The sequence below is a fragment of the Actinacidiphila bryophytorum genome (assembly GCF_016916835.1).
Lineage (GTDB): Bacteria > Actinomycetota > Actinomycetes > Streptomycetales > Streptomycetaceae > Actinacidiphila > Actinacidiphila bryophytorum.
In genome coordinates this window covers 99,624-121,734 of the sequence record NZ_JAFFIX010000001.1, presented here as the reverse complement: position 1 = coordinate 121,734, position 22,111 = coordinate 99,624, and the positions used below count along the sequence as shown (strand labels likewise).

The following is a 22,111-nucleotide window of genomic DNA, read 5'->3' as shown; positions in this document are numbered from 1 at the left end:
CCTTCGTCTCAGGTGCGCCGCCAGGGACTCGAACCCCGGACCCGCTGATTAAGAGTCAGCTGCTCTAACCAACTGAGCTAGCGGCGCCGGCTGACGTCGTAGACATTAGCACCCACCCCCGCGACCTGGAAAATCGATTGGTGTCAGGCCGTTCCCGGCACCCCGGCGAGTGCCGTGCGGGCCGGCGCGGGGCCGCTCCTGACCGCCCGCAGGCAGGCCCACAGCAGCACGTCCGCGCCCGGCAGCCAGGGGTGCCGGGTGTCGGGGGCGACGACCCAGCGGGACATGCCCGCGCTGTCCCGGGGCGCGGCCGACGGGTCCTGGTAGAGCGCGGGGACGGTGACCGCGTCGCCGCTGCCGTGGCACAGCATCGGCGGTACGGCGTCGGCCCACTCTTCCCAGCCGAGCAGGGCGGGCAGCCGCTGGGCGGTGCCGGGCGCGACCAGCAGCAGGACCCTGCCGTGGTGCACGGCGACCGGTCCGCTGCCGGGGCCCGCCGACCACAGCTGCTCCAGCACCCGGCGGCCGAAGAGGGCCGTGAGGTTGACCACGTCGAAGGCCCTGCCGCAGGGCAGGACGCTCGGGGCGGCCGGGCGGGCCGACCACAGGGCCTCGACGCTGCGCGGGAAGGCGCTCGCGGAGGCGAGCCAGGCGGCGCCTTCTGCCGTGACAAACGCAGTGTGCTGCCGTCGCTGGGCCTCGGTGACAATGCCCACGACGCTGGTGCTCCCCTGCCATTCATCCATGGCATCTACAGGTACTCGGCGTACGGGGGGCGTCCCGGTAAATCCGTCGAAGACGGGACAGCGGACAAGCGGAGGCGTACCCTTCCGCACCCACGGCGACGGCACCGCTACGGGGTGACACCGCCGCCGGCGATCAGGCCCTGGCCGTACTCGGCCATCTTCTTCGCGTAGTCCTCGGTCCAGCCGGCCGCTTCCGCCAGGTCGGCCGCGGTGAGCCGGTCGAAGCGGCGCGGGTCGGTGAGCTGGGCGGCGGCGATGGCCTGGAACTCGCCGGCCCGGTCCGCCGCGGTGCGGAAGGCCTGCTCCAGTTCCGTGGCCCGGGCCAGCAGCTGCCGCGGGTCGTCCATCGACTCCAGCTCGAAGAAGCGGTCGCCGTCGGCGTCGAAGGGCATACCGGGTTCGAAGAGCAGCGGTGCGGGGCGCTTGGGCCGGTCGGCGCGCGACCCGTGCTGTTCACGGGACTCGCGGGACGGGCGAGCCGGTTGCGGCTCGGACATGCGGTACCTCCGGGGTCGGTTCCGCCTTCCATTGTCCCGCGCCCGCGCAAGTCCCCCTTGGCGCAGGTGGAACCGCAGCTCAGGGGCGCCAGCTCACACGGTGCTCCGCGAGGTGCGCGAGCACCGCGTGGTTGGCCTCCCAGCCGTCGGGGAACTTCACCGTGACGCCGAGGCGCACCGGCTCCGACGACGGGTGCTCGTCCAGCAGGTCGGCCACGCCCGCCCGGCACACCACGATGCAGGCGTGCCGGTGCCGGGAAGCCAGGACGCACAGCCGGCCGGTCTCCAGGTGGAAGGCGGTCGCGTCCGGGCGCCCCGACAGCGGGTGCAGCACCACGGTGACGTCGAACTCCCGCCCCTGCAGCCGGTTCGCGGTGTCCACCGCGACCCCGCCGGCACCGGCCGGCACCCCGATGTCGGCCAGTGCGCTGCGGACCGCGGCGGCCTGGTCGCGGTGCGCGGTGCCGACGGCGATCCGGTCCGCGGTCAGTGGCGCCGGGTCCGCGCCGCGCTCGGAGTACGCCGACCCGCCGCGGTCCAGCAGCCGCCGTACGACCGCGGCGGTCGCCCGTACCGCCTCCGGGTCGGTGCGCGGGGTGTGCCGGGCGGGCAGTTCGAGCAGGCCCCAGCCGGACGCGGCGGCCTCGTCGAGGACCCGGTCGACCCCGCCGCCGTCCCCCCGCACCCCGAAGGCCAGCCGCCGGTCCCCGTGGCCCGTGCCGCTCCTGAACGGGGTGTACGGGTAGAAGGCCCGTGAGACCAGCGGCGCCGCGGAGGCGGGCAGCCGCCAGGACACCGGCAGGCGGTGCTGCGGCAGACCCGGGTTGTGGGCCAGCAGCGTCACCACCGCGCTCGCCGACGGGTCCCAGCTCAGCCCCGCCCACTGCTCGGCGCCCACCACACTGAAGGGGTCGAGCTGGCCCGGGTCGCCCACGAACAGCGCCCGCTCGAAGAGCCCGGCGACCTGCAGCAGCGCGTCGGAGCGCATCTGGTACGCCTCGTCGACGATCGCGTGCCGCCACGGCTCGACGTCCTTGACGTACGCCCACTTCGCCGCCGTCGCGATCACCACCGCGCGGTCCCTGAGATCGGCCACCGACGCGGACTTGGCCACCTCCGGGTGCCGGTCGAGCACCGGGTCGGGTGGCGAGTCTGCGCCGTGCAGCCGGCCCACCGGCAAGGCGGGGTCGGCGGTCGCCAGCCGGTCGGCCAGGTCGTCCACCTGGGCGTTGGTCTGCGCGACGATCATCAACCGCTCACCGGCCGCCGCCAGTTCGCGGGCCGCCCGCACCACCAGGGTCGACTTGCCCGCGCCGGGCGGCGAGTCCACGACGACACCGCGTGCGGTGCCGTGCATGGTGCTGGCCAGGATCGCCTCGGTCGCCGCGGTGGCCTCCGCCCCCGGGTCGAAACCGTCCTGCGTCACAGAAAGTCCTCCGCGGTCACGGTGTCCGGTACGTCCGCCACGGCGGCCCCCGGCGGGCCGCCGTGCGTCCACGGCGTCTCCTCGGGGTCGGGCAGCGCGGGGCCGCTGCGCGGCTCGTGCGCGAACAACGTGAACAGCACCTGCTCCCCCACCTCCGGCACAGACCCTTCCCGCGGCACCTTCCCCGTACCCATCCCGCCGGTGAGCCTGACGACCACCGTCCGCCCCGGCTCGTCACCGCCCCGCTGGGCAGGCAGCACACCGCTGCCCGGCGCCTCCGCGACCGAGACCACCTCCGCCGTCTGCGCCGACTTCGCATCCGGCACCGCCCGGTAGGCCTTCGTACCCGGCTCCGCCTGCGGGATGTCGGACGTGGCAAGCGTCAGCAGCGGGCGCGGCATCGGCCGGCGGCCCTCGGAGTACGTCATCTCCACCGCCAGCACCGTGCCGGCGAACGCCTCCCCCGCCAGCCGCCGGCCCGCCATCACCAGCGGGTCGTCGAGCGCCTCCTGGGCCAGCAGCCTGGCCTGGGCCGTCTCCCGGCCCGCGAGCTTCTGGGCCGCGGTCACCGCGTCGTCCCGCTTCGGCTGCGGCGGCTCCCCCGCACGCACCCGGTCCCGGTGGCCGGTGAACGACCAGCGGTCCCGCTTCCAGCGCTCCGCGACATGCGCGCCCTCCGGCAGCGCCCGCAGCAGGTCCACACCGTGCCACACGTCGTCCCACGTCGGCTGCAACTGCGACGCCACCAGCCGCCGCACATCCGCCTCCGCGACCCGCAGCGGACCCGTCGCGCCCGCCGCCTTCGCCGCGTCGTAGCGCTCGAGCGCCGGGGCCAGCACGCGGTTGTCGAACACCGGGTCCGTCGCCGGACCCGCAGGCGGGCTGAACAGCAGGCCGTCCCGGTCCCGCCCCGTCTGCGCCCGGGCCGCGGCCGCCGCCCCGTCCCACCCCTGCGGCGGGTCGATCCACCCCAGCAGCCCGCCCAGGTGCTGGTCCTCCATCGCGCTCTGCCCCGTCGCCCAGTGCCGGGTCAGCAGATCGGTCATCGCCACCAGCAGCGCACTGCCCGGAGTACGCGCCCGCTCGGCCCAGTGTGTGAGCCAGCGCCCCAGCAGCGGCACCGGGACCGGCACCGGGTGCGGGGCGTCCGGGTCCTCGACGGTGCGCAGGTACCGGGTCGAGCGGCCCAGCAGCCGCACGTACTCCAGGGCGGCGCCGTTCGGCACGATCACCTGCGGTGCGTCGGAGCAGACCTCCGTCTCCTCGCGGTTGCGCGTGGCCGGCTCCGTCTCGACGGCGTCGGCGTACTCCTCCACCACGGGCAGAACGGCCGCGGCCAGGCCCGCGAAGAAGTCGAAGCGCAGGGTGCGGTCCAGTGGCTGCGGCACCACCAGGACGGTGGGCTCCGCCCGGTCCGTCCCGATCATTGCGCCCAGGGGGGCGCCGGCCTCACCCGCGGTGGTGAGCGGCACGAAAACGAGCGGGCGGGGCGCCACCCAACGGTGCCGCACCGTCGCCGCGGGCACGGCCCGCCCCCGGGCCACGGCTTCCGCCCTGGCCAACACACTCATGACGCTCACGCGTCACCCTCCATCCCCGGTGAGTACCCCTCGCGGTGGGCTTGTCGCGCAGTTCCCCGCGCCCCCAGGTGATTGCCACTTGCCGTGGCGTTGCTTCTTTCCCACTCCTCGGGCTGGCCGCGCAGTTCCCCGCGCCCCTTTTGGCTTGCCCTCTGTGCAGGAGGGTGAGCGTTTTTCAGGGGCGCGGGGAACTGCGCGGCCAGCCACCACGCACCGGGACTGTGAACGCGACAGGACGCGGCACCCACCCGGGGGCTCGGGGAGCGGCGAGACCAGCCCACCACCGGGGGGAAGGCGACCGCCCACCGCAAGAGGCAGGGCCTGAAGGGGTGCGGGGAACTGCGCGCGCAACCCACCGCCCGGGGAAAGGCGACCGACCGCCGCAAGGGGCTCGGGGAACTGCGGGGTTGGGCAGGGCGGGGGGTCATGAGGTCGGGGGGAGGGCCAGGGCCTCCGCCCGGAGGCGTGCCGCACGGCGGAGAGCCGCGACCGCCGGGTCCGCGTCGGGCGTGAAGGGGGCGGCGGAGGCCGCGAGGACCGAGCCGACCGTGGTGAGCGCACCGAGGTCGGACCGCAGGCCGCGGCCGAGCGCGTCGACGGAGTCCGCGGCCCGGGAGCGGTCCCGGCAGTGGTAGGCCAGTTCGCAGTCCGCGAGGCACTCCGGCGCGTAGGCGGCCGGGACGGAGTCGACCGCGGCGGTGAGCGCCTCCCGGGGTGCGCCGGGGTCGAAGCACGTGCCATCGGGGAGGGTGGCGGCGATCTCCTCGATCCGGGTGAGCCGGGCGAGCTGCCGCCGGGTGACGGCGAGCTGTTTGCGGACGTCGACCCGTTCGGCGGTGGGGAGGTTGGAGAAGTCCTTGGGGCAGACCAGGAGCACGTCGGTGCGGGCGCGCCCGGGGGTGAGGGCGTCGAGGGCGAGGACGTAGACCGCGGCCTGCCGGGCCGCCGCCCCGACCTTCATCGCGTCGGCGCCGCCGTCCAGGATCGGGAAGGACTTGATCTCGGCGACGGTCCATGCGCCGTCGGGCGCGACGGCGACGGCGTCGGGTTCGAGGAAGACGGTGGACCCGGCGACGTCGAGGGTGAGCAGCGGGTGGTCGAGCAGGGTCCAGGCGCCGGGTGTGGCCTGGTCGAGGGCGAGCCTGGTGCGGGCGGCCCGCCCCTCGGGGCCTGCCGCGGCGAGGTCGGGGACCTCCGCGTGCGCCCCGTCGGCGCCCAGCAGCCGCAGCAGTTCGGCGCAGCCGTCGGCTTTGACGCGGGCCTCGAAGGCGTGGCCGCGGGAGAAGGCGAACCGCGACTGGCCGAAGCGGGCGGGCGCCCCGAGGGTTTCGGCGACCGCGCCCTTGTCGACGCCGGCGGCGTCGAGGAGGGCGCGGCGCCGGCAGCCGGGGTTGGCGGCGAGTGCGGCCAGTGCGCGCGCGTCGAGCGGGCGGGGCGGCGTGTCCTGGCCGCGGAGGGCGGCCAGCTGCTCCCGCAGTGTGTGGTGCGTAGTGCTCACCCGCGAAAGTGTGGCACCCGGCTAGGACATCCGGCTGCGCTCGCCGCGCCCTGCCGCGTTTCCGCCGGGTGCGCCGGGGTCGCGGTCGGCGTCGTCGGGCACCGGGACGGTCCGCGGCGACGGCACCTTCGCACCGCCGGCACCGTTCGCACCGTTGGCACCGTTCGCGACCTTGGCACCGCCGGCCGCGTTCGCACCGTTCGCGACGTTCGACGCGACGACGGTCTGGCCGCCGCTCTTGCCGCGCCGGGCGGCGATCGCGCCGGTGACGCGGGCCTGGACCCGGTCGACGAGCCGCAGCGCGGGCGCGGCGAGCAGGAAACCGACGCCCATGGTGGCGACGCCTGCCGCGGCGTCCATCAGGTAGTGGTTGGCGGTGCCCATGACGACCAGTGCGGTGGTCAGCGGGTAGAGCACCCCGAGAGTGCGGACGACGACGTTGCGGCCGTAGCGGAAGAGCATGATGCCGCACCACAGGGACCAGCCGACGTGCAGGCTCGGCATGGCCGCGTACTGGTTGGTGAGGTGTCCCAGGCCCCGGGGGGCGCTCGCGTCGGTGCCCCACCAGCCGTAGGAGCCGTACTGCGCCATGGTGTCGATGAAGCCGTGCGCGCCGGGCAGCAGCCGGGGCGGGGCGGTGGGCACCAGGGTGAAGCCGATCAGGCCGATGAGGGTGGAGATCAGCAGCCAGGTGCGGGCCTGCCGGTAGTGGGTGGGGCGGCGCAGCCAGAGCCAGACCAGGATCGAGGGGGTGACGATGTAGTGCAGCGAGGCGTAGGCGAAGTCGGCGGGCACGCCGAGGAAGGCGTGCTCGGTGAACAGGTGGTTGAACCAGCGCTCGGGGTCGAGGTGGGTCAGCTGCTCGAAGTGCAGGATGTCCGCGCCGGTGTCCACCGCGTCGTCCACGTCCCCGCGCACCAGCAGCCGCGCGCCCGAGTACAGGCCATAGACCACGGCAATCAGCGGCAGCTCGGTCCACCAGCGCAATTTGCCACGGTAGGCGGCAGCTCGCGGCGCGGTGGCGGTGATCGTCATGCGGGCGTCTCTCCAGGTTCTCCGCGGGCCGCAGGTGGCGGTCATGGACTTGTCGCGTACCCTCTACCGTACGACGTACGCTAAACCGTACGCACACCACCCCTGCGGTAGCGCGCGAACCCCGATTTTCCCCGGTGTTCAACGCTCGTACGGTGTTCAACCTTCCCGTGGTGGGGGTATGCAAGGCGAAGGACGCCCGGGGCACCGCCCCGGGTTGCCTCGTACCCGGCACACACCGCACCGCAGCAGCAGGCCGCGCACAGCAGCGAAGGACGAGAACAAGAGAATCGGATGTCCGTGACCCAGCCGGTCCGCCCCCCACGGCGCCGCGCCCCGCGCAACTCGCTCAACCCCGACCGTATCCTCGATGCCGCACTGACCCTGCTCGACCGCGACGGCGCCGAGGCCTTCACCATGCGCGGCCTCGCCCAGCAGCTCGGTGTCGGCACGATGGCCGTCTACTCGCACTTCCGGGGCAAGGACGAGATCAGTGACGCCGTCGCCCAGCGGCTGCTGGACACGATAGAGCTTCCGCCGGGCGGTTCGGGCGATCTGCAAAGTGAATTGCGCGAGGTGTGCGTCGGGGTGTACCGGCTGTTCACCGAGCATCCTTCGGCGCTGGAGCTGCTGGCGGACCGGCCGCTGCGCGGCGACGACGCGATAGCGCTGATCGACCGCATGCTGGGGCTGCTGCGCAGCGCCGGGCTCACCCCCGCGGACGCCGCGCACGCGCATGTCGCCCTCATGCAGTACACGGTGGGCTCCGCGCTGTGGAACACCCGGCGCGCCCGGGCGCTGTGCCAGGAGGGCGCCCGGGACCGGGTGCGGGCCAGGATCGCGGCGCTGCCGAGCGACGCCTACCCGGCGCTGGTCGCGCTGGCGCCCGAGCTGCTGTGCACGCAGAGCGAGGGCTCGGGCCAGTTCGAGTACGGCCTGGACGGGCTGCTGCGGGGGCTGCTGGGCGGTACGGCGCAGGTCTGAGCGATGATGGGGGTTTCCCGTCCCCGCACGAGAGGCCGCCCTGCATGGCTGCGCGCATCCTTCTGGTCAGGCACGGCCAGACGGAATGGTCCCTGTCCGGCCGCCACACCGGGCGTACCGACATCCCGCTGACCGACGAGGGCCGCAGGACGGCGGTGCTGCTGGGCGAGCGGCTGGCGGGCGCGGCGTGGGAGGGCCTGCGGGACGCCGAGGTGCGCACCAGCCCGCTGCGGCGGGCCGCCGACACCTGCCGCGCCGCGGGCTTCGCCGGCGCCAAGGAGTGGGACGCGCTGCTGGAGTGGGACTACGGCGACTACGAGGGCCGCACCCCGGCGCAGCTGCAGGAGCTGCGGCCCGGCTGGAACATCTGGCGGGACGGCGTCCCGAACGGCGAGTCGCCCGACGACGTGGCGGTGCGCGCCGACGACGTGGTGGCCTGGGCGCGCTCGGCGCCGCGGGACGTGCTGGTCTTCGCGCACGGCCATGTGCTGCGCACGCTGGGCGCCCGCTGGCTGGGCCTGCCGCCGTCCTTCGGCGCGTCGCTGCGTCTTGACCCGGCCTCGCTGTCGGTCCTCGGCTGGGCGTACGGGGAGCCGGCGATCGAGCGCTGGAACGACACGGGCCACCTGGGCTAGGCCGTGTTTTGGAAGTCCCGCCTGCCCCGCGGCGTCTGGCACGCACGCTCGCTGCGTTGTCGGAGTCGTCCGAGCAGGCCCACTACGAGGACGACCCTCCGCCTTGCGATCGCACGCACCAGACGCCGCGGGGCCCGCCCTGTGGGCGGACGGCGCTACTTCCAAAACACGGCCCAGCCCGGACGGCAACCGGGCCGGGGGCGCGGGGCGGTGGGCGGCGCCGGGCAGGGGACCGGACCGGGTAGCGTTCGGAGAGCGGCGGGAGCCGCGGACCGACGGTACGTACTCGATGGAGGCTTTCACCATGGCAACCACCCGCACCGCGACCACCCAGTGGAAGGGCGCGCTGATCGGCGGCGCCGGCACCGTCTCGCTCGACACATCGGGTGTCGGCACCTACGAGGTCTCCTGGCCGTCCCGCGCCGAGGCGGCCAACGGCAAGACCAGCCCCGAGGAGCTGATCGCGGCGGCCCACTCCTCCTGCTACTCGATGGCGCTCTCGCACGGCCTGGCCGGTGCGGGCACCCCGCCGGAGACCGTGCAGACCGTCGCGAACGTCACCTTCCAGCCCGGTGAGGGCATCACCGGCATCACGTTGTCGGTGAAGGCCCGGGTGCCCGGTCTGACCGCCGAGGCTTTCGAGGCGGCGGCGCAGGACGCGAAGGCGAACTGCCCGGTCAGCAAGGCGCTCGCGGGCGTGAACATCACCCTTGAGGCCGAACTGCTCAGCTGATCGCAGCCGTTGGAAGTCAGCGGCGGGTGACGCGTATCGACCAGTCGCCCGCCGCGTCCCGGCCCAGCACCGTGAAGGCCACGTGCGCCGCGTCGTCGGTGAAGGTCTGCCCTGCGGTGAAGGGCGCGTCGTTGAGGGAGTTGAAGGCGCCGCTGCTGAAGTCGCAGGCGGAGCTGCCCGGGTGGCCGTCCACGACGGTGACGGGACCCTGCCCCGAGTCGATGTCGGTGCGCACGGTGTAGGCCAGGACGCCCTGGCGGCAGGCGTCGTGGTCGTCGCCGACGGCGGCCCTGGCCTCGATCACGAAGACCCGGGTGGGGCCGTAGGGGATGATCACGGCCTTGCGTCCGCCGGGTGTCTCGACCGGGCTGAGGTGGTAGGTGGCGCTGCCGCGCGAGGTGACGCAGGCGATCTGCCGGTCGGTCAGCCAGCCCAGCCGCCACTTGTGCCAGGCGAAGAGGTCGCCCTGCAGGCCCCAGTCGAGCGACATGGTGTCCCACTGCCCGGCGAGGCCGTCGGTGCGCTGGAAGTCGTCGGCGGAGTAGAGGTCGGGCAGTCCGAAGGCGTGGCCGTTCTCGTGGCTGAGGACCCGTGAACCCGACTGGTCGTGGCCGTAGATGAGCGAGACCTTGTTCAGGTGGGCGCCGTCGTCGGTGGTCGCGGCGGAGGCCCCGGTCCAGGTGACCGACAGCACCGCCTCGTCGGCGGGCGGCCCCGCGTTCGGCGTGACCAGGACGTTGACCAGGTCGTAGCCGCGGAAGTCTATGGAGGCGTCGGCGGCCTTGAGCAGGTCGCGCATCATCGCGGTGTGCGCGTCCCAGCCGTAGCCGCGGCCTATGCCGTACGCGCTGAAGGGCCGCGGCATGCGTATGTAGCGCAGCACCGGGGTGGACTCGTAGTCGAGCTTGCCGTACGAGGCCGCCGCGTACCACTGCTTGACCGCGGGGAAGAACTCGGCGTACCGCTCGCGGGCGCTGTAGGGCGCGGGCGCGTCGGGGAAGTCGATCAGCAGGGTCAGCGCGTGGACCGTGCCGACGCTCGGGGCGAACTCGGCGTCGGGGCCGCGGGCGGTGGTGTCGGAGAAGCCCTCGGACATGGCGACGCCGGGCACGGCCCGCAGCGCGCAGGGCCGGGCGGCGGGCGGGTTGGCGGGCAGCGCGGGCGGCCCGGAGCCCGCGGAGACCGAACTGCCCACGGCCAGCAGCCCGGCCGCGCCGATCGCCGCCGTCCTGGCACCCCTGGCGGCGAACCGCCGCAGGTGGCCGGGCCGTCCTGCCGCGCTACCCCGGGCGGCCCGCACCGTCACCGCCCGGCGCGCTCTCGGTGATCTTGACCGCCCAGGCGCCGTCCGGCTCGTGCCCGGTGACGGTGACCCGGGTGGTGCCGTCGGGCAGCGCGTAGGACTCCCCCACCCCCAGCGGCGCGTCGGCCAGCGGCGGGTAGACCGAGGTGGCGGCGCAGGCGGAGTGGCCGGGGTGTCCGTCGAGTACGTCGATGGGGCCGTCGCCCGACTCGCGGTCGGAGCGCACCCGGTAGAGCAGCACGCCCTCCCGGCAGGCGGTGGCGTCGTTGCCGGTGGCGCTGCGGGCCTCGATGGCCAGCGCGCTGTCCGCGCCGGTGCGCACGACCAGCAGCTTGGTGCCGCCGGGGGTCTCGTCGGGGCTGAGGTCGTGGTAGGTCGTGCCGGTGCCGGTGATGCAGCCGACCTGGCCGGGCTCCAGCCAGCCGAGCTTCCACTTGTGCCAGGCGAAGGGCTCGGGGGCCAGGCCGAACTGGCTGCCCATCAGGTCCCAGTCGCCGACGTGGGTGTCCCAGTCGGCGGTGCTGCCCACCGGCGGGCGGTAGTAGAGGTCGGGCAGGTCGAAGACGTGGCCGGTCTCGTGGGCGAGCACGTTGCGGTCCGGGGGGTGCCGTTCGAAGACCGTCACCATGCGGGCCAGCGGATTGCCGTCCAGGGTGACGGGCGAGGCGAGGTTGACCACCTTCGTGGCGTCGGAGTCCACCCCGGGCGCGTCGGGGTCGGCCACCAGGTAGACCACGTCGTAGCCGCGGAAGTCCACCACGGGGTCCGCCGCGGTCAGGGCGTCGCGCAGGTAGGCGGTGCGGTCGGCGGCCGCCCAGTCGCGGCTGATGGCGTACGAGGTCGCCGAGTGCGGCATCGGTACCCACCGGTCCACGGTGTGCAGGTGCAGCCGGAACTTCCCGTAGGAGGCCTGGTCGTAGAAGTCGGAGGTGGCCGGGTAGTGGTCGGCCGCCACCTCTTGCGGGGTCAGCGCCGGGGGGGTGTCGGGGAAGGACAGGAAGACCATCAGCGCCTGCACGTCGCCCTGCGCCTTGGCGTAGCCGGCGGGGGCGGTGTCCACGCCCTCGGAGTGATGCACCTGGGTGCGCGGCAGCAGGCAGGCGGCGGAGGCGGGCGCCGCGTGCGCGGTCGGCCCGGTGGCGAGCGTCCAGGCGACCAGCGCACCCAGCACGAAGGCCCCGGACGCCGCTGAACGCCCCCCGCGCGGGCGCCCGGGCGCGGCGCCGGCGCCACGCGCGTACCGAACGCCTCCAGCGCCCCGCGTATCACCTGCCGAGATGCCTGACCGCCGCACATGGACCTCCGGGGAGGGTTCGCGAGCCCGTTCGGGACACCTCAACCACCTTGCTATGGATTGCGGTGGTATGCGGAGTTCGGCTGCTCCGCCCGGGTGGTTCCGGCACCCCGGGGCACGGCGAACACCTGGACGGGCGACGACATTACGTTCCGTAGCGGCACTGGTGAGGCGATCAGGACCGGTGCCCATTCGCGCAGAATCGGTCGGCCACCGGGGGGCCGTGCGGAGAATCACCACGGCGACGCTGGATCGCCTGCTCCGCCAGCCCATATGATCGCGTGCGAGACGAGCGCGACACGGGGAGCAGGCCATGGGCGGACCCGCGGGCGGCCCCGGCGTCGACCCCGACAGCACAGCACAGGTCATCACACAGAGTCACAGCTCTGCCCCGCGCCCGCGCGGCACGGGGGCACGCGACGAAGCCGAGCTGCGCGACTACCGGGCCGCCTTCGCGGTGGCCAGGTCCGCGATGGCGCTGCTGTCGCCCGAGGGCGAGGTGCTGGCCGCCAACCCGGCGCTTGCGACCCTGCTGGGAGCCGCACCCGAGCGCCTCGCGGCGGTCGGCGCGGGAGCGCTGCTCGGCCTGGCAGGCGACCCGCACGCCAGGGCCGCCTTCCACGACGTGCTCACCGGCCGCCGCGACCGGCTGCGCTGCACCCGGCGGATCACCCGGCAGGACGGCGCGGCCCTGCTTGCCGAGGTGACGCTGTCGCGGACCGGGGCGAGCCCGCTGCTGCTGACCGTCGAGGACGTCGGCGAACGGGACGCGCTGCGCGAGCAGTTGCGGCACCTGCGCATGCACGACCCGGTGACGAAGCTGCCCAACAGGGCGCTGTTCTTCGAGCGGCTCACCGACGCGTGCGACAGCGCGCCCGGCCGGGGCACCGGCCGGATCGGGCTGTGCTACCTCGACCTGGACGGCTTCAAGGCGGTCAACGACACCCTCGGCCACCGGGTCGGCGACGAGCTGCTGGCCGCCGTCGCCCGCCGGCTGCTGGCCTGCGCCGAGCCCGGCGGGCACCTGGTGGCCCGGCTCGGCGGCGACGAGTTCGCGCTGCTGGTACGGGACTCCACCGGCACCGGGCAGGCCACCGCGCTCGCCGAGTCCGTGCTGACCGCGCTGCAGCAGCCCTTCGACGTGGCCGGGCAGCGCCTCGCGGTCTCGGCGAGCATCGGGGTGGTGGAGCGGGAGGCGCCCGGCAGCTCCGCCACCGGGCTGATGCAGGCCGCCGACACCACGCTGTACTGGGCCAAGGCCGACGGCAAGGCCCGCTGGACGCTCTTCGACCCCGAGCGCAACGAGCACCGGATGACCCGGCAGGCGCTGTCGCGCACCTTGCGGCAGGCCGTGGAGCGCGGCGAGTTCGTGCTGGACTACCAGCCGCTGGTCGCCCTGGACACCGGCGAGCTGCGCGGGGTCGAGGCGCTGGTGCGCTGGGAGCACCCGCACTTCGGGCGGCTGGCCCCCAACCGCTTCATCGGCCTGGCCGAGGAGGACGGCTCCATCGTGCAGCTGGGCCGCTGGGTGCTCGCCGAGGGCTGCCGGCAGGCCCGCGCCTGGCAGCTGGCCCACCCGGCGGCCCCGCTGGTGGTCAGCGTGAACGTGGCGGTCCGCCAGATGTGGGACTCCGACCTGGTCTCGGACGTCGCCGGGATCCTGGCCGAGACCGGGCTGCCGCCGCGGCTGCTGCAGCTGGAGCTGACCGAGTCGGCGGTGATGGGCTCGGCGGGGCGGCCGCTGCAGGCGCTGCACGCGCTGCACGAGATGGGCGTACGCATCGCCATCGACGACTTCGGCACCGGCTACTCGAACCTGGCCTACATGAGCCGGCTGCCGGTCTCCGCGCTCAAACTCGACGGCTCCTTCGTCCAGGGCTTCCGCTCGGCCGAGCACCCCAACCCGGCCGACGAGACCATCGTCGAGGCCCTGGTGGACCTCGCCCACCGGCTCGGCCTGACGGTGACGGCCGAGTGCGTGGAGAACGCCGAGCAGGCCGAGCGCCTGCGCCGCATCGGCTGCGACACCGGCCAGGGCTGGCACTACTCCCGCCCGGTGGGACCTGACGCGATCTCAGGCCTGCTGGCCTGACCCGGCCTCGGGCCGCGGAACGTGAATCCTCGGATACTTCCGAGTGCCCATCAGCCGGCGCCCGGATCAGCTGATCGCGCGGTATTTCTCCGCTACGTCAGTTCCGGCATTGGTGACCATCACTGCCAGTTGGGGGTCCGTCAGGCTGGTCGTGCTGCCGTCGGCACGCCGGTAGGTCAATTCCACCGTGTACCGACCGTAGCGCGCCCAGGCCCACCATGTGATGCACTGCGCCCGCTCGTCCCAGGTCCCGCACTTGTAGTCAACCTGGTCCGCACCCATCAGCCGCGCCCCTATGGAGTACTCCTCGGCCCCCACGTAGGTGTCCGTCGTCTTCTCTGGCGAGCTTGTTCTGAATGCGTTTGCAGCAACCTTGTCGGAGGGGTAGATGCGGACCGTCTCCGTGAAGTCATCGATCCGCTGAAGCCATCTCCTCGAAGCTTCCGAGCCGTTGTCCTGCCCGCTCAGGCGAATTGGATGCCATTCACCCGCCCCCCGCGGACCGTCGATTATCAGCATGGTGGGCGGCTGCTGTCCGCCACCCATCTCATTCCCACATGCCGTGAGGCACAGCGAGACGAAGCACACTGCAGCGCAGTTGACTATCCGAATCGCGGGTTCTTTTACCATGCCGCATACCTTACTTGTGATACATCCGCCGTTTTGGACATTCGTCCGATGAGGCGCTCCGTGGACTGGTGGAATGCGCGGATAGTCAGTCCTGAGCCGAACGCTTCCCACAGATCCATTCCCAGCCCGGAGGTGAGGATGTCACCCTTGTCGGTATGGCCGGTGCCGGGCAGTTGCTGACCGTACTTGAGTTCAAGTCGGCTGAATTTGGCACTTCGGCCAACATACCCGTAATGGATGTTGGACCAGATGTCGTAGAATACTTCCAATTCCTTACCGGGCACCTGGCTCCAGAGTTTGCCACCGGCGATCTGCTGGAGAACCCCCTTGTGGTCCCAAGGGCCGCCGGGCCTGACCATCGCAGCCCAAGTGGCGGCTGCGCCAGCCGTGGTGAAGGGCCACCCACTCTGAGGAGACCCCAGCGGAACTCCGAAGACGTCGAGCGTTGTGGAATTAACGGCTCTAATTGATTTCACTACAGGGGAATTCACATTCCGCATCATCTCGCCGAAGATAAAGCTCTCCTCCTTAGCGAATCTCGCCTCGCCTGCGAGCCGCCCTTGAGACGGCCCTACGAAATTCTCGTACTGGCACTCCAAGTTTTCGGAGATGGTTTCGAGCAGCCCTCCCGTCAGGTTCTTGGGGTCACAGCCTGGCCAGCTGGCGGCCTCCCACACGGAGCACTTGCCCGATGGGTCCACGAGCCGGGTGGGCGCGTCGCTGGCGTAGACGTAGGGCGCGGTGACTGGGGTGCCGGTTTGGATCGTCAGCGGGTCGGTGGCGGTGAATCGGCCGGTGGTGGGGTCGTAGTTGCGGGCGCGGAGGTAGAGGCCGGCGGCTGCGGTGGTGGGTTCTTCGTACTGGCCGGTGTAGGTGAAGGGGTTGGCCGGTGGGTTGGTGCCGGTGTTGGTTCGGGTGGTCTGGCCGTAGGCGGTGTAGGCGTAGCTGGTTTGGAGGTTGCCTGTGTTGTCGGTGAGGTCGGTGACGGACCCGAGTTGGTCGTGGTGGTAGTAGACGGCGCTCCCGGTCGGAGTGGTCTGGGACTGGATCTGCTCCAGCGGGTTGTACTGGTAGTCGGCAGTCAGGGCGCCCGAGGCCCCGTATTCGGCTGCAGCCTGGGGGAGTTGGTAGTTGGTGTCCCAGACGGTGCTGCGCTGGCGTGTGCCGTTCTTGGCGGCGGTGGTGCGGTTGCCGGCGGCGTCGTACCCGTAGGTGTAGGTGGTGCTTCCGCTGGTGAGGGTGGTGAGGTGGTTGCCGGCGTCGTAGCTGAAGGTGTTGGTGCCGTCGCCGGTCTGGTTGCCGTTTTTGTCGTAGCTGTAGCTGGTGGTGGTTGTGCCGGTGAGGCTCTCGGTGAGCTCGTCGGCCGCGTCGTAGGAGTACGTGGTCAGGGCGCCGTTGGTGGTGGCGGTGGTGCGGTTGCCGACGCCGTCATAGGTATAGGTCGTTCCGGCGGCGAGGTCGGTTGCGGGGCAGGCGGTGGTTTTGGCTGCCGAGGTGCAGTCGGTCAGGAGTCGGCCGGCGTTGTCGTAGGTGTAGTACTGGTAGGCGGTCGCCTTGCCGGTACGGGTGGCGTCGATGCGGGTGGGCTGTCCCACGGCGTCGAGGCTCAATTGCCAGTCCGCCAGGGTGCTGGAGTCCTTGGTGCTGCCGATCGACGTCAAGCGGCCATCCGCGTCGTAGCCTCGTTTCTCGGTATAGCCGTTGGCTGCGGGCAGGGTGGTCGTGGTGAGGTTCTCGGCCGGGTCGTAGGCGTAGGCAACGGTCCCGGTGGGTCCGGTCTGGGAGGTCTGGCGGGAGTCGTCGTCGTAGCCGTAGGTGGTCTTCTGGCCCGAGGCCGGCGTTGCGGCGGGCACGGCGCCGGTCAGGTGGGCGGCGCCGTCGTTCGTCCACACGCGCAGGTGGCCGGTGGTGTCGGTGGCGGCGATGTCGAGGGTGGCGTTGTTGTCGAAGCGGCCCATGACGGGGTCGCCGTAGCCGGTCCAGGAATCGGCTTCGGTGATCCGAGCGCTCACGGTGCCTGATCCGGTGCCGGGGTACACGTAGAGCTTGTTGCCCACCGTGTCCCGGCCAAGGAGGTCGAGTTTGCCGTCGCCGTTGAAGTCGCCGGGGGCGATGTGGAAGGTGGTCCATCCGGTGCCGACTTGGACGCGGGTGGCAACGGTGCCGTCGCCTTTTCCGGGATAGAAGTACAGTTTCCCGTCGGCATCGTTGATGGCGAGGAGGTCGATCTTGCCGTCGCCGTTGAAGTCCAGCGAGATCGGCCGGTACGTCGCCCAACCCGAGCCGAAGACGCTGCGGGTGCCAAAGGTGCCGTCGCCCTTGCCGGGATAGAGGTACATCTGGTTTTCGGACGAGTTGAACGCCAGGAAGTCCTGCTTGCCGTCGCCGGTGAAGTCCCCCGGCGTCAGGGTCATCGCACTCCAGCCTGCGCCGACGTTGGCCGCTGCAGCGAATCCACCGGAGCCGTCGCCGTTGTAGCGGAGCATGTGGCCGGTGGACTTGTCGATGGTGAGCAGGTCGGTCTTGCCGTCGCTGGTGAGTTCGATGGGCACGACCTGGGTGAACCCGGTCCCAGTGCCGGTCAGCGTGCTTCCAGGCGTGAAGGTGCCGTCTGGGTGGCCGAGGTAGGTGCGGATGCCGTCCTTGGAGTCGGTTCGGACTACGTCCGTCGTGCCGTCGCCGTTCAGGTCTGCACTCACGGTCTGGACTGCGCCTGACCAGTCCAGGGGAGCGCCGTCGCTGTAGTCCTCAGTACGGCTGGTGATCCGGCCGTCGTCGTCGTAGGTGTAGGAGAACGCGCCCTTGCCGGCCGACGGGGTCACCGAGGCCAGTCGGCCGTCCGCGTCGTATCCGAAGGTGCGTGTGCCGGTTCCGTCGGTGATGGTCTTCTGCTTTCCGTCCCCGAAGTAGGAGTAGCCGACAGCCGGAGTGTTGTCGCTGTACGCCGTTCCCGACGGCAGCCCTCGGCCGTCAAATGCCGTGGTGGTGGTGATGCCGCGCGCGTCCGTGACCGTGGCGGCGTTGCCGTCCGCGTCGTAGCCCACGGTCCGTACGCGCCCCAGCGGGTCGGTCACCGAGGTCTGCCGTCCGGCATCGTCGTACCCGTAGGTCGTGGTGTGCCCGTTGGGATCCTCGCGGGTAGCCAAGGTTCCGGTGACGTTGTAGGAGTAGATGGTCGCGGCGCCGTCCGGAGCGGTCACCTTGTCGATCCGGCCCAGGTCGTCGTAGCGCGTCGTCGTCTCCCGCCCGAGGGGGTCCTTCACCGACGTCGCATCGTCGTTGGCGTCGTAGGCGGTGGTGGTTGTCTTGCCCAGTGCGTCCGTGACCGTGGTCTTGTTGCCGGCAGCGTCGTAGCCGAAGGTCGTGGTGAAGTTCGACGGGTCCGCCCCGGCGACATTCCCGCGCGGGTCGACCTGCGTGATCATCCGGCCGTCATCGTCGAACGTCCAGGACGTGGTGAATCCCAGCGGCGTCGTCTGGGACGTCTGGTGGCCCTCGGCGTCGTACCCGTAGGACGTGACCTTGCCGAGCGGATCCGTGACCGTCTTCTGCCGATCCGCCGCATCGTAGGTGTACGTCGTGACCTTCCCCAGCGCGTCCGTCGTCGTGGCGATGTTCCCGTCATCGTCGTAGCTGGTCAGCGTCTTGTGGCCCAGCGGGTCGGTCACCGAGGTCACGCGGCTCAAGCCGTCGTACTCTGTGACGGTTTCGCCGCCCGCGGGGTCTACGACGTCGGTGCGGTTTCCCACGCCGTCGTAGGCGTAGGTCGTGGTGAACTTCGCCTTGTCGGCCCCCGTTTCATTGCCGCGGGGAGACGTGGTCGAGATCAGCCGCTTGGCTGTGTCGTAGGTGCTCGTGGTGCGGTTGCCCAATGGGTCGACAGTCGCGGTGACGTTGCCCGCCGCGTCATACTCGGTCGTCGACGTCTTTCCGTCCGGACCCTTTACCGAGGTGCGGCGGTTGAACGTGTCATACCCGTAGGTGGTGACCTGCCCCAAGGCGTCGGTGACGGTCAGCTGGTTCCCGTTGCCGTCGTACGTGTACGACGTGGTGTGCCCCAGCGGATCCGTCTGGGTCTTCAGCCGCCCCTGGGCGTCGTAGTCGTAAGTGGTGGTGAACTTGGAGGGATCAGCCCCTGGCAGGTTGCCGCGGGGGTCGGTCTCGCTGGTCACCCGGCCCGCATCGTCGTACGTGGTCGTCGATGTGTTGCCTTCGGGCGTGGTGGTCGATGTGAGGTTGCCGGCGGCGTCATAGCCGTAGGTGGTGACATTCCCGCCAGGTGACGTCTCGGTCTCCACCAGGTCGCTGGAGTTGTAGGTGTAGGTGGTGGTCCCCGCGGCCCCGCTCTCCGTCAGAGGCCGGGCGCTGTCGCCGTCGTAGGTGTACGTCGTGGTATGTCCCAGGCCGTCGGTGTGGTTGGTCAGCCTGTCCGCACTGTCGTACTGCCACTTCTCGGTCTTCCCACCCGCGGTCGCCGTGAGAACGTTGCCATGAGCGTCGTATGTCATGTCCGCCGACTCGAAATTGGCGTCGACCTGCTCGGCGATGTTCAGCGACGGGTCGTAACTGCGACTGGGACCGTGGCCGAGCGGGTCCGAGCTGCTCATCAGGACACCCGCCTGATAGACATCCGTCCAGATGCCGCCATTCGGGGCTGTCATATCCGACTCCCCGGAACCGCCGGGTGCACCCTCCGTGGGCGTCCAACCGAAGAGGATCTCCTTGCCGCCCGCGTCGATCTGCTTAGCGATCCGGCCGGTCGTCGCGTCGTAGGTGTTCTGCGTGACCGTGTTGCCGTTGGCGTCCACAATCGTCGCCAGTCGGCCGGTACCGTCGTAGGTGTACTTCGTCACCCCGCCGTCCATGCCGGTCACGCTCGTCAGCTGACCGCCCGTATAGGCGTATCCGACACTCCGGCCGTCCTGCAAGGTGACCGCTGTGAGCCGGCCCGTCGCGCTGTCGACCGTAAGGGAAGCGGTGCGGCCCGCGGCATCGGTGATACTGCTGAGTACACCAGAAGCGTAACCGAGTGAAAGACCGCTCCCGTCGCTGTCCTTCACCGCGGTGAGTCGCCCGGCGGTGTCGAAAGTGCGAGTGCTGTGGTCAAGGGCAGTGACCGTGAATCCACCGGAAACGGCCGACAGAATGTACCGAACGGGCTTGGGTGCCGAAAAGGTGCCGTCGGAGTTCTTGGTGAACACCACCTTCGCGCCGTCGGCGTCGATCAGCGTCGCCTGATCACTGGCCGGAGCGAGCGACGACTCGAGCCCGAGCGACCAACCCTTCCCCAGCAACCCGGTTGCCGCCGAGGCATCGGACCGGTATGACCGCTGCAGAGTGAGCGGCACACCCTTCCCCGGAACCGCTGCATCTGTCACCGTTTCCGTCACCGTCCCGGTCGCGGTGTTCACCGGATCAGCACGGTTTGTCTGGTGAGAGCACGAACACTGACCGTCCATGCCACCAGGGATTCCTGGTGTGTGCACAGCAGGTCCCGAGGCCGTCGTGACCGGAGTCGTCCAGGCCGTCGGGAGCCAGTACTCCTGATATATGGTGTCTGAGATTTGGTAGTAATGAAGGGTCTGCTGTGTTGCGAAGGATAATTTCGCGTAGTACTTCGTTCCAGCGGTTCCCGCTATCGCACCATCCGTGACGATCCAGGCGCACTGATTCATGAGGCCGCTGTACAGCCACTGCAGGCAGACGCCCAGCGTATCCCCGTCCGTGGAGGTCTGGTGGTTGGTGATGCGAGTGGACACCAGGGCGTTCGTCGAAGCGTTGTACAGCTCGATCCGGGTATAGGAGGGCGGGAAGGTCAAAGATCCACTGGCGTTTACCTCCCACGTGGTCTCGCCGGGCTGGGCATCAACAAAGAGCTGAGGCGAGACGGGGACGCCGGCGGAAACGTCTGTCACCTTGCCGTCGTCAGTAGGCGGTGGAAAATTCTCGTAGGTGGATCCCCAGATGGCTCCCTCGAACGGATCGGCCGCCGAGAGTGAAGTCATCGGCGTCTTCCGTGATGTGCTGGCCGGCCGCTTGCCTGCGGGCAGAGTCAACCGCGGAGACTTCTCCACAGAACGGCGGAGACCAAGCGGCAACCTCCGGATGAAGTCGTCCTTCTGAACCTGGTCATGCCGCTCCTTGAGCGTCATCGGTTTCGCAGGTTTCAAGGGCCGTACTCCACCAGAATCCTGACCTATTGCCGTCTTCGTTTTTGGGATTTCCTTCTCGTCGGAGGCAACGGCGGCCCCGGGCAGTGCCGCCGTTAAGAATGCAGCAGCCAGTAATCCGCAAATCCCGCGACGCAGCCCATGCCGAACCCCACCCATCAAATCCCCCCACGTAAACCAGGCGCCTATATGGCAGGGTCATCCTTGGTGACGGGCCCACCGGTGTCAAGGTTGCCCGGAACGCCTAGCGCAATTCTTGGCAGATTTGGCTGAATGACCTCTCAGATGGCGTCGCCGAGGAGGGGCGGGTCCTGGGGGTGGGCCGGGAGGGCCTCGGGCTGGGGGGACAGCAGGAGGAGGACGACGTCGTCCGAGAGGGAACCGCCGGCGTGCCGGAGGAGGTCCTCGTAGACCCGCTCGACCGCCGCGTCGAGGTCACGGCCCGCTCCGGCCACGAGCGGGCCGACCCGCTCCCCGAGCGGATAGAACGTGTTGTCGAGCGGGCTGCGCGCCTCGATGACCCCGTCGGTGCACAGCACGAGCACGTCCCCGGGAAGCATGGGCACGCGCCAGGCGGTCGGGCCGCCCGACACGAGGTCGGCGAGCCCGAGCGGCACCCACGGCTCGGCGGGGTCGAGCGTCTCGACCGCGCCGTCTCGGGAGACCCGCAGCGGCGCGACGTGGCCGTAGTGGAGGAGTTCGACGCTGCCGGGCTCGTCGAACTGTGCGAAGAGCGCGGTGATGAAGTCGCCGGTGGTGACGTGCCGCCCGACGCTGGTGTCGACGCGGCGGGCGACGGTGTCGAGCCCGCCCTCGTCGAAGGCCGCTTCGCGGAAGGCGCCCAGGACGACCGCGGAGGTCTGCACCGCGGCGAGCCCTTTGCCGCGGACGTCGCCGATGAGCGCCCTTACGCCGTGCGGGGTGTCGATGACCGCGTAGAGGTCGCCGCCGATCTGCGCGGCGTCGGCGGCGGAGACGTACCGCACGGCGAGCCGTACGGATCCGACGCGCGGGTCGGGCGGGCGCATCAGGGCGTGCTGGGCGGCCTCGGCGACGGAGGCGATGGCGGTGAAGGCCCTGGCCCCGGTCTCGCGGCGCCAGGCGATGTAGACGCTGAAGAGGGTGACGAGGGCGTAGGCGAAGGCCTGGCCGAAGAAGACGTCGTGGTCGGGGATGTCGGTGATGCCGTCGTAGGGGGCGAGTGCGGCCTGCACGAAGAGGCCGAACACTCCGATGAAGAGCGTCTTGCGCCAGGTCACGGTGATCGCGGCGAGCGGGGGCGCGACCACGATGCCGGGGGTGAGGAAGTGGTCCCGGCCCGCGATGAGGTCCGCGATGATGACCAGGGCGATGGATGCCAGCGGCAGCGACAGGCCCATGCGCGCCAGATACTCCCCCTCCACCCGCTGGAGGGCTCTGGTCAGCCAGACATTCTTCACATGGTGAACCTATCCGCCCGCACCCGTCGCGTCAGCCGCTCGCCCGGGTGAT

Annotated in this window: 15 protein-coding genes and 1 tRNA gene; 4 read left to right on the top strand and 12 right to left on the bottom strand. The window is 71.0% G+C overall.

Features of this window, described 5'->3' with window-relative positions:
• Positions 1 to 13 precede the first annotated feature (13 nt).
• From JT723_RS00500 to JT723_RS00470, 7 genes are all read right to left on the bottom strand, one after another.
• A tRNA-Lys gene (locus JT723_RS00500) sits at positions 14 to 87 on the bottom strand.
• Between the two features lie 56 nt (positions 88 to 143).
• Positions 144 to 716, bottom strand: coding sequence for a bifunctional DNA primase/polymerase (locus tag JT723_RS00495; RefSeq protein ID WP_251512779.1), 573 nt, complete (start codon positions 714 to 716; stop codon positions 144 to 146).
• Between the two features lie 137 nt (positions 717 to 853).
• Positions 854 to 1,243, bottom strand: coding sequence for a DUF8844 domain-containing protein (locus JT723_RS00490; RefSeq protein WP_205042287.1), 390 nt, complete (start codon positions 1,241 to 1,243; stop codon positions 854 to 856).
• A 79-nt stretch (positions 1,244 to 1,322) separates the two neighbouring features.
• Positions 1,323 to 2,669, bottom strand: coding sequence for an AAA family ATPase (locus JT723_RS00485; protein WP_251512777.1), 1,347 nt, complete (start codon positions 2,667 to 2,669; stop codon positions 1,323 to 1,325).
• The gene (locus JT723_RS00480; RefSeq protein ID WP_205042284.1) at positions 2,666 to 4,249 is read right to left on the bottom strand and encodes a hypothetical protein; all 1,584 of its coding nucleotides are present in this window, start codon (positions 4,247 to 4,249) and stop codon (positions 2,666 to 2,668) included. The genes JT723_RS00485 and JT723_RS00480 overlap by 4 nt, the downstream gene beginning before the upstream one ends.
• 424 nt (positions 4,250 to 4,673) lie before the next feature.
• Entirely contained in the window at positions 4,674 to 5,747 is a 1,074-nt protein-coding gene (locus JT723_RS00475; protein WP_205042282.1) for a hypothetical protein, read from the bottom strand.
• 21 nt (positions 5,748 to 5,768) lie between these two features.
• Positions 5,769 to 6,782, bottom strand: a complete 1,014-nt coding sequence (locus tag JT723_RS00470) for a phosphatase PAP2 family protein (RefSeq protein ID WP_205042281.1) — start codon at positions 6,780 to 6,782, stop codon at positions 5,769 to 5,771.
• A 291-nt stretch (positions 6,783 to 7,073) separates the two neighbouring features.
• On the opposite strand from JT723_RS00470, the gene JT723_RS00465 reads away from it, so the two are divergent.
• From JT723_RS00465 to JT723_RS00455, 3 genes are all read left to right on the top strand, one after another.
• Positions 7,074 to 7,763: a TetR/AcrR family transcriptional regulator gene (locus JT723_RS00465; protein WP_205042279.1), complete on the top strand. Its 690-nt coding sequence runs from the start codon at positions 7,074 to 7,076 to the stop codon at positions 7,761 to 7,763.
• A gap of 44 nt (positions 7,764 to 7,807) precedes the next feature.
• Positions 7,808 to 8,398, top strand: coding sequence for a histidine phosphatase family protein (locus JT723_RS00460; RefSeq protein WP_205042276.1), 591 nt, complete (start codon positions 7,808 to 7,810; stop codon positions 8,396 to 8,398).
• Between the two features lie 304 nt (positions 8,399 to 8,702).
• Complete coding sequence (locus JT723_RS00455) at positions 8,703 to 9,131, top strand: OsmC family peroxiredoxin (protein ID WP_205042274.1); 429 nt, start codon at positions 8,703 to 8,705, stop codon at positions 9,129 to 9,131.
• A 16-nt stretch (positions 9,132 to 9,147) separates the two neighbouring features.
• Here JT723_RS00455 and JT723_RS00450 read toward each other — a convergent pair whose 3' ends face one another.
• Entirely contained in the window at positions 9,148 to 10,431 is a 1,284-nt protein-coding gene (locus JT723_RS00450) for a M6 family metalloprotease domain-containing protein (protein ID WP_251512776.1), read from the bottom strand.
• Positions 10,412 to 11,605: a M6 family metalloprotease domain-containing protein gene (locus JT723_RS00445; protein WP_372441184.1), complete on the bottom strand. Its 1,194-nt coding sequence runs from the start codon at positions 11,603 to 11,605 to the stop codon at positions 10,412 to 10,414. Before JT723_RS00445 ends, JT723_RS00450 begins: the two co-directional genes overlap by 20 nt.
• Before the next feature lie 436 nt (positions 11,606 to 12,041).
• Here JT723_RS00445 and JT723_RS00440 point away from each other — a divergent pair, with 436 nt between their 5' ends.
• Positions 12,042 to 13,820 (top strand): putative bifunctional diguanylate cyclase/phosphodiesterase, encoded by a 1,779-nt coding sequence (locus tag JT723_RS00440; RefSeq protein WP_205042264.1) that lies wholly within the window; start codon positions 12,042 to 12,044, stop codon positions 13,818 to 13,820.
• 66 nt (positions 13,821 to 13,886) lie between these two features.
• On the opposite strand, the gene JT723_RS00435 is transcribed toward JT723_RS00440, so the two are convergent.
• The 3 genes from JT723_RS00435 to JT723_RS00425 all read right to left on the bottom strand — a co-directional run bounded on the left by JT723_RS00435 (position 13,887) and on the right by JT723_RS00425 (position 22,059).
• Complete coding sequence (locus JT723_RS00435) at positions 13,887 to 14,339, bottom strand: hypothetical protein (protein WP_205042256.1); 453 nt, start codon at positions 14,337 to 14,339, stop codon at positions 13,887 to 13,889.
• A gap of 104 nt (positions 14,340 to 14,443) precedes the next feature.
• Entirely contained in the window at positions 14,444 to 20,602 is a 6,159-nt protein-coding gene (locus JT723_RS00430) for an FG-GAP-like repeat-containing protein (protein ID WP_205042254.1), read from the bottom strand.
• A 299-nt stretch (positions 20,603 to 20,901) separates the two neighbouring features.
• Complete coding sequence (locus JT723_RS00425; protein WP_251512772.1) at positions 20,902 to 22,059, bottom strand: PP2C family protein-serine/threonine phosphatase; 1,158 nt, start codon at positions 22,057 to 22,059, stop codon at positions 20,902 to 20,904.
• Positions 22,060 to 22,111 lie beyond the last annotated feature (52 nt).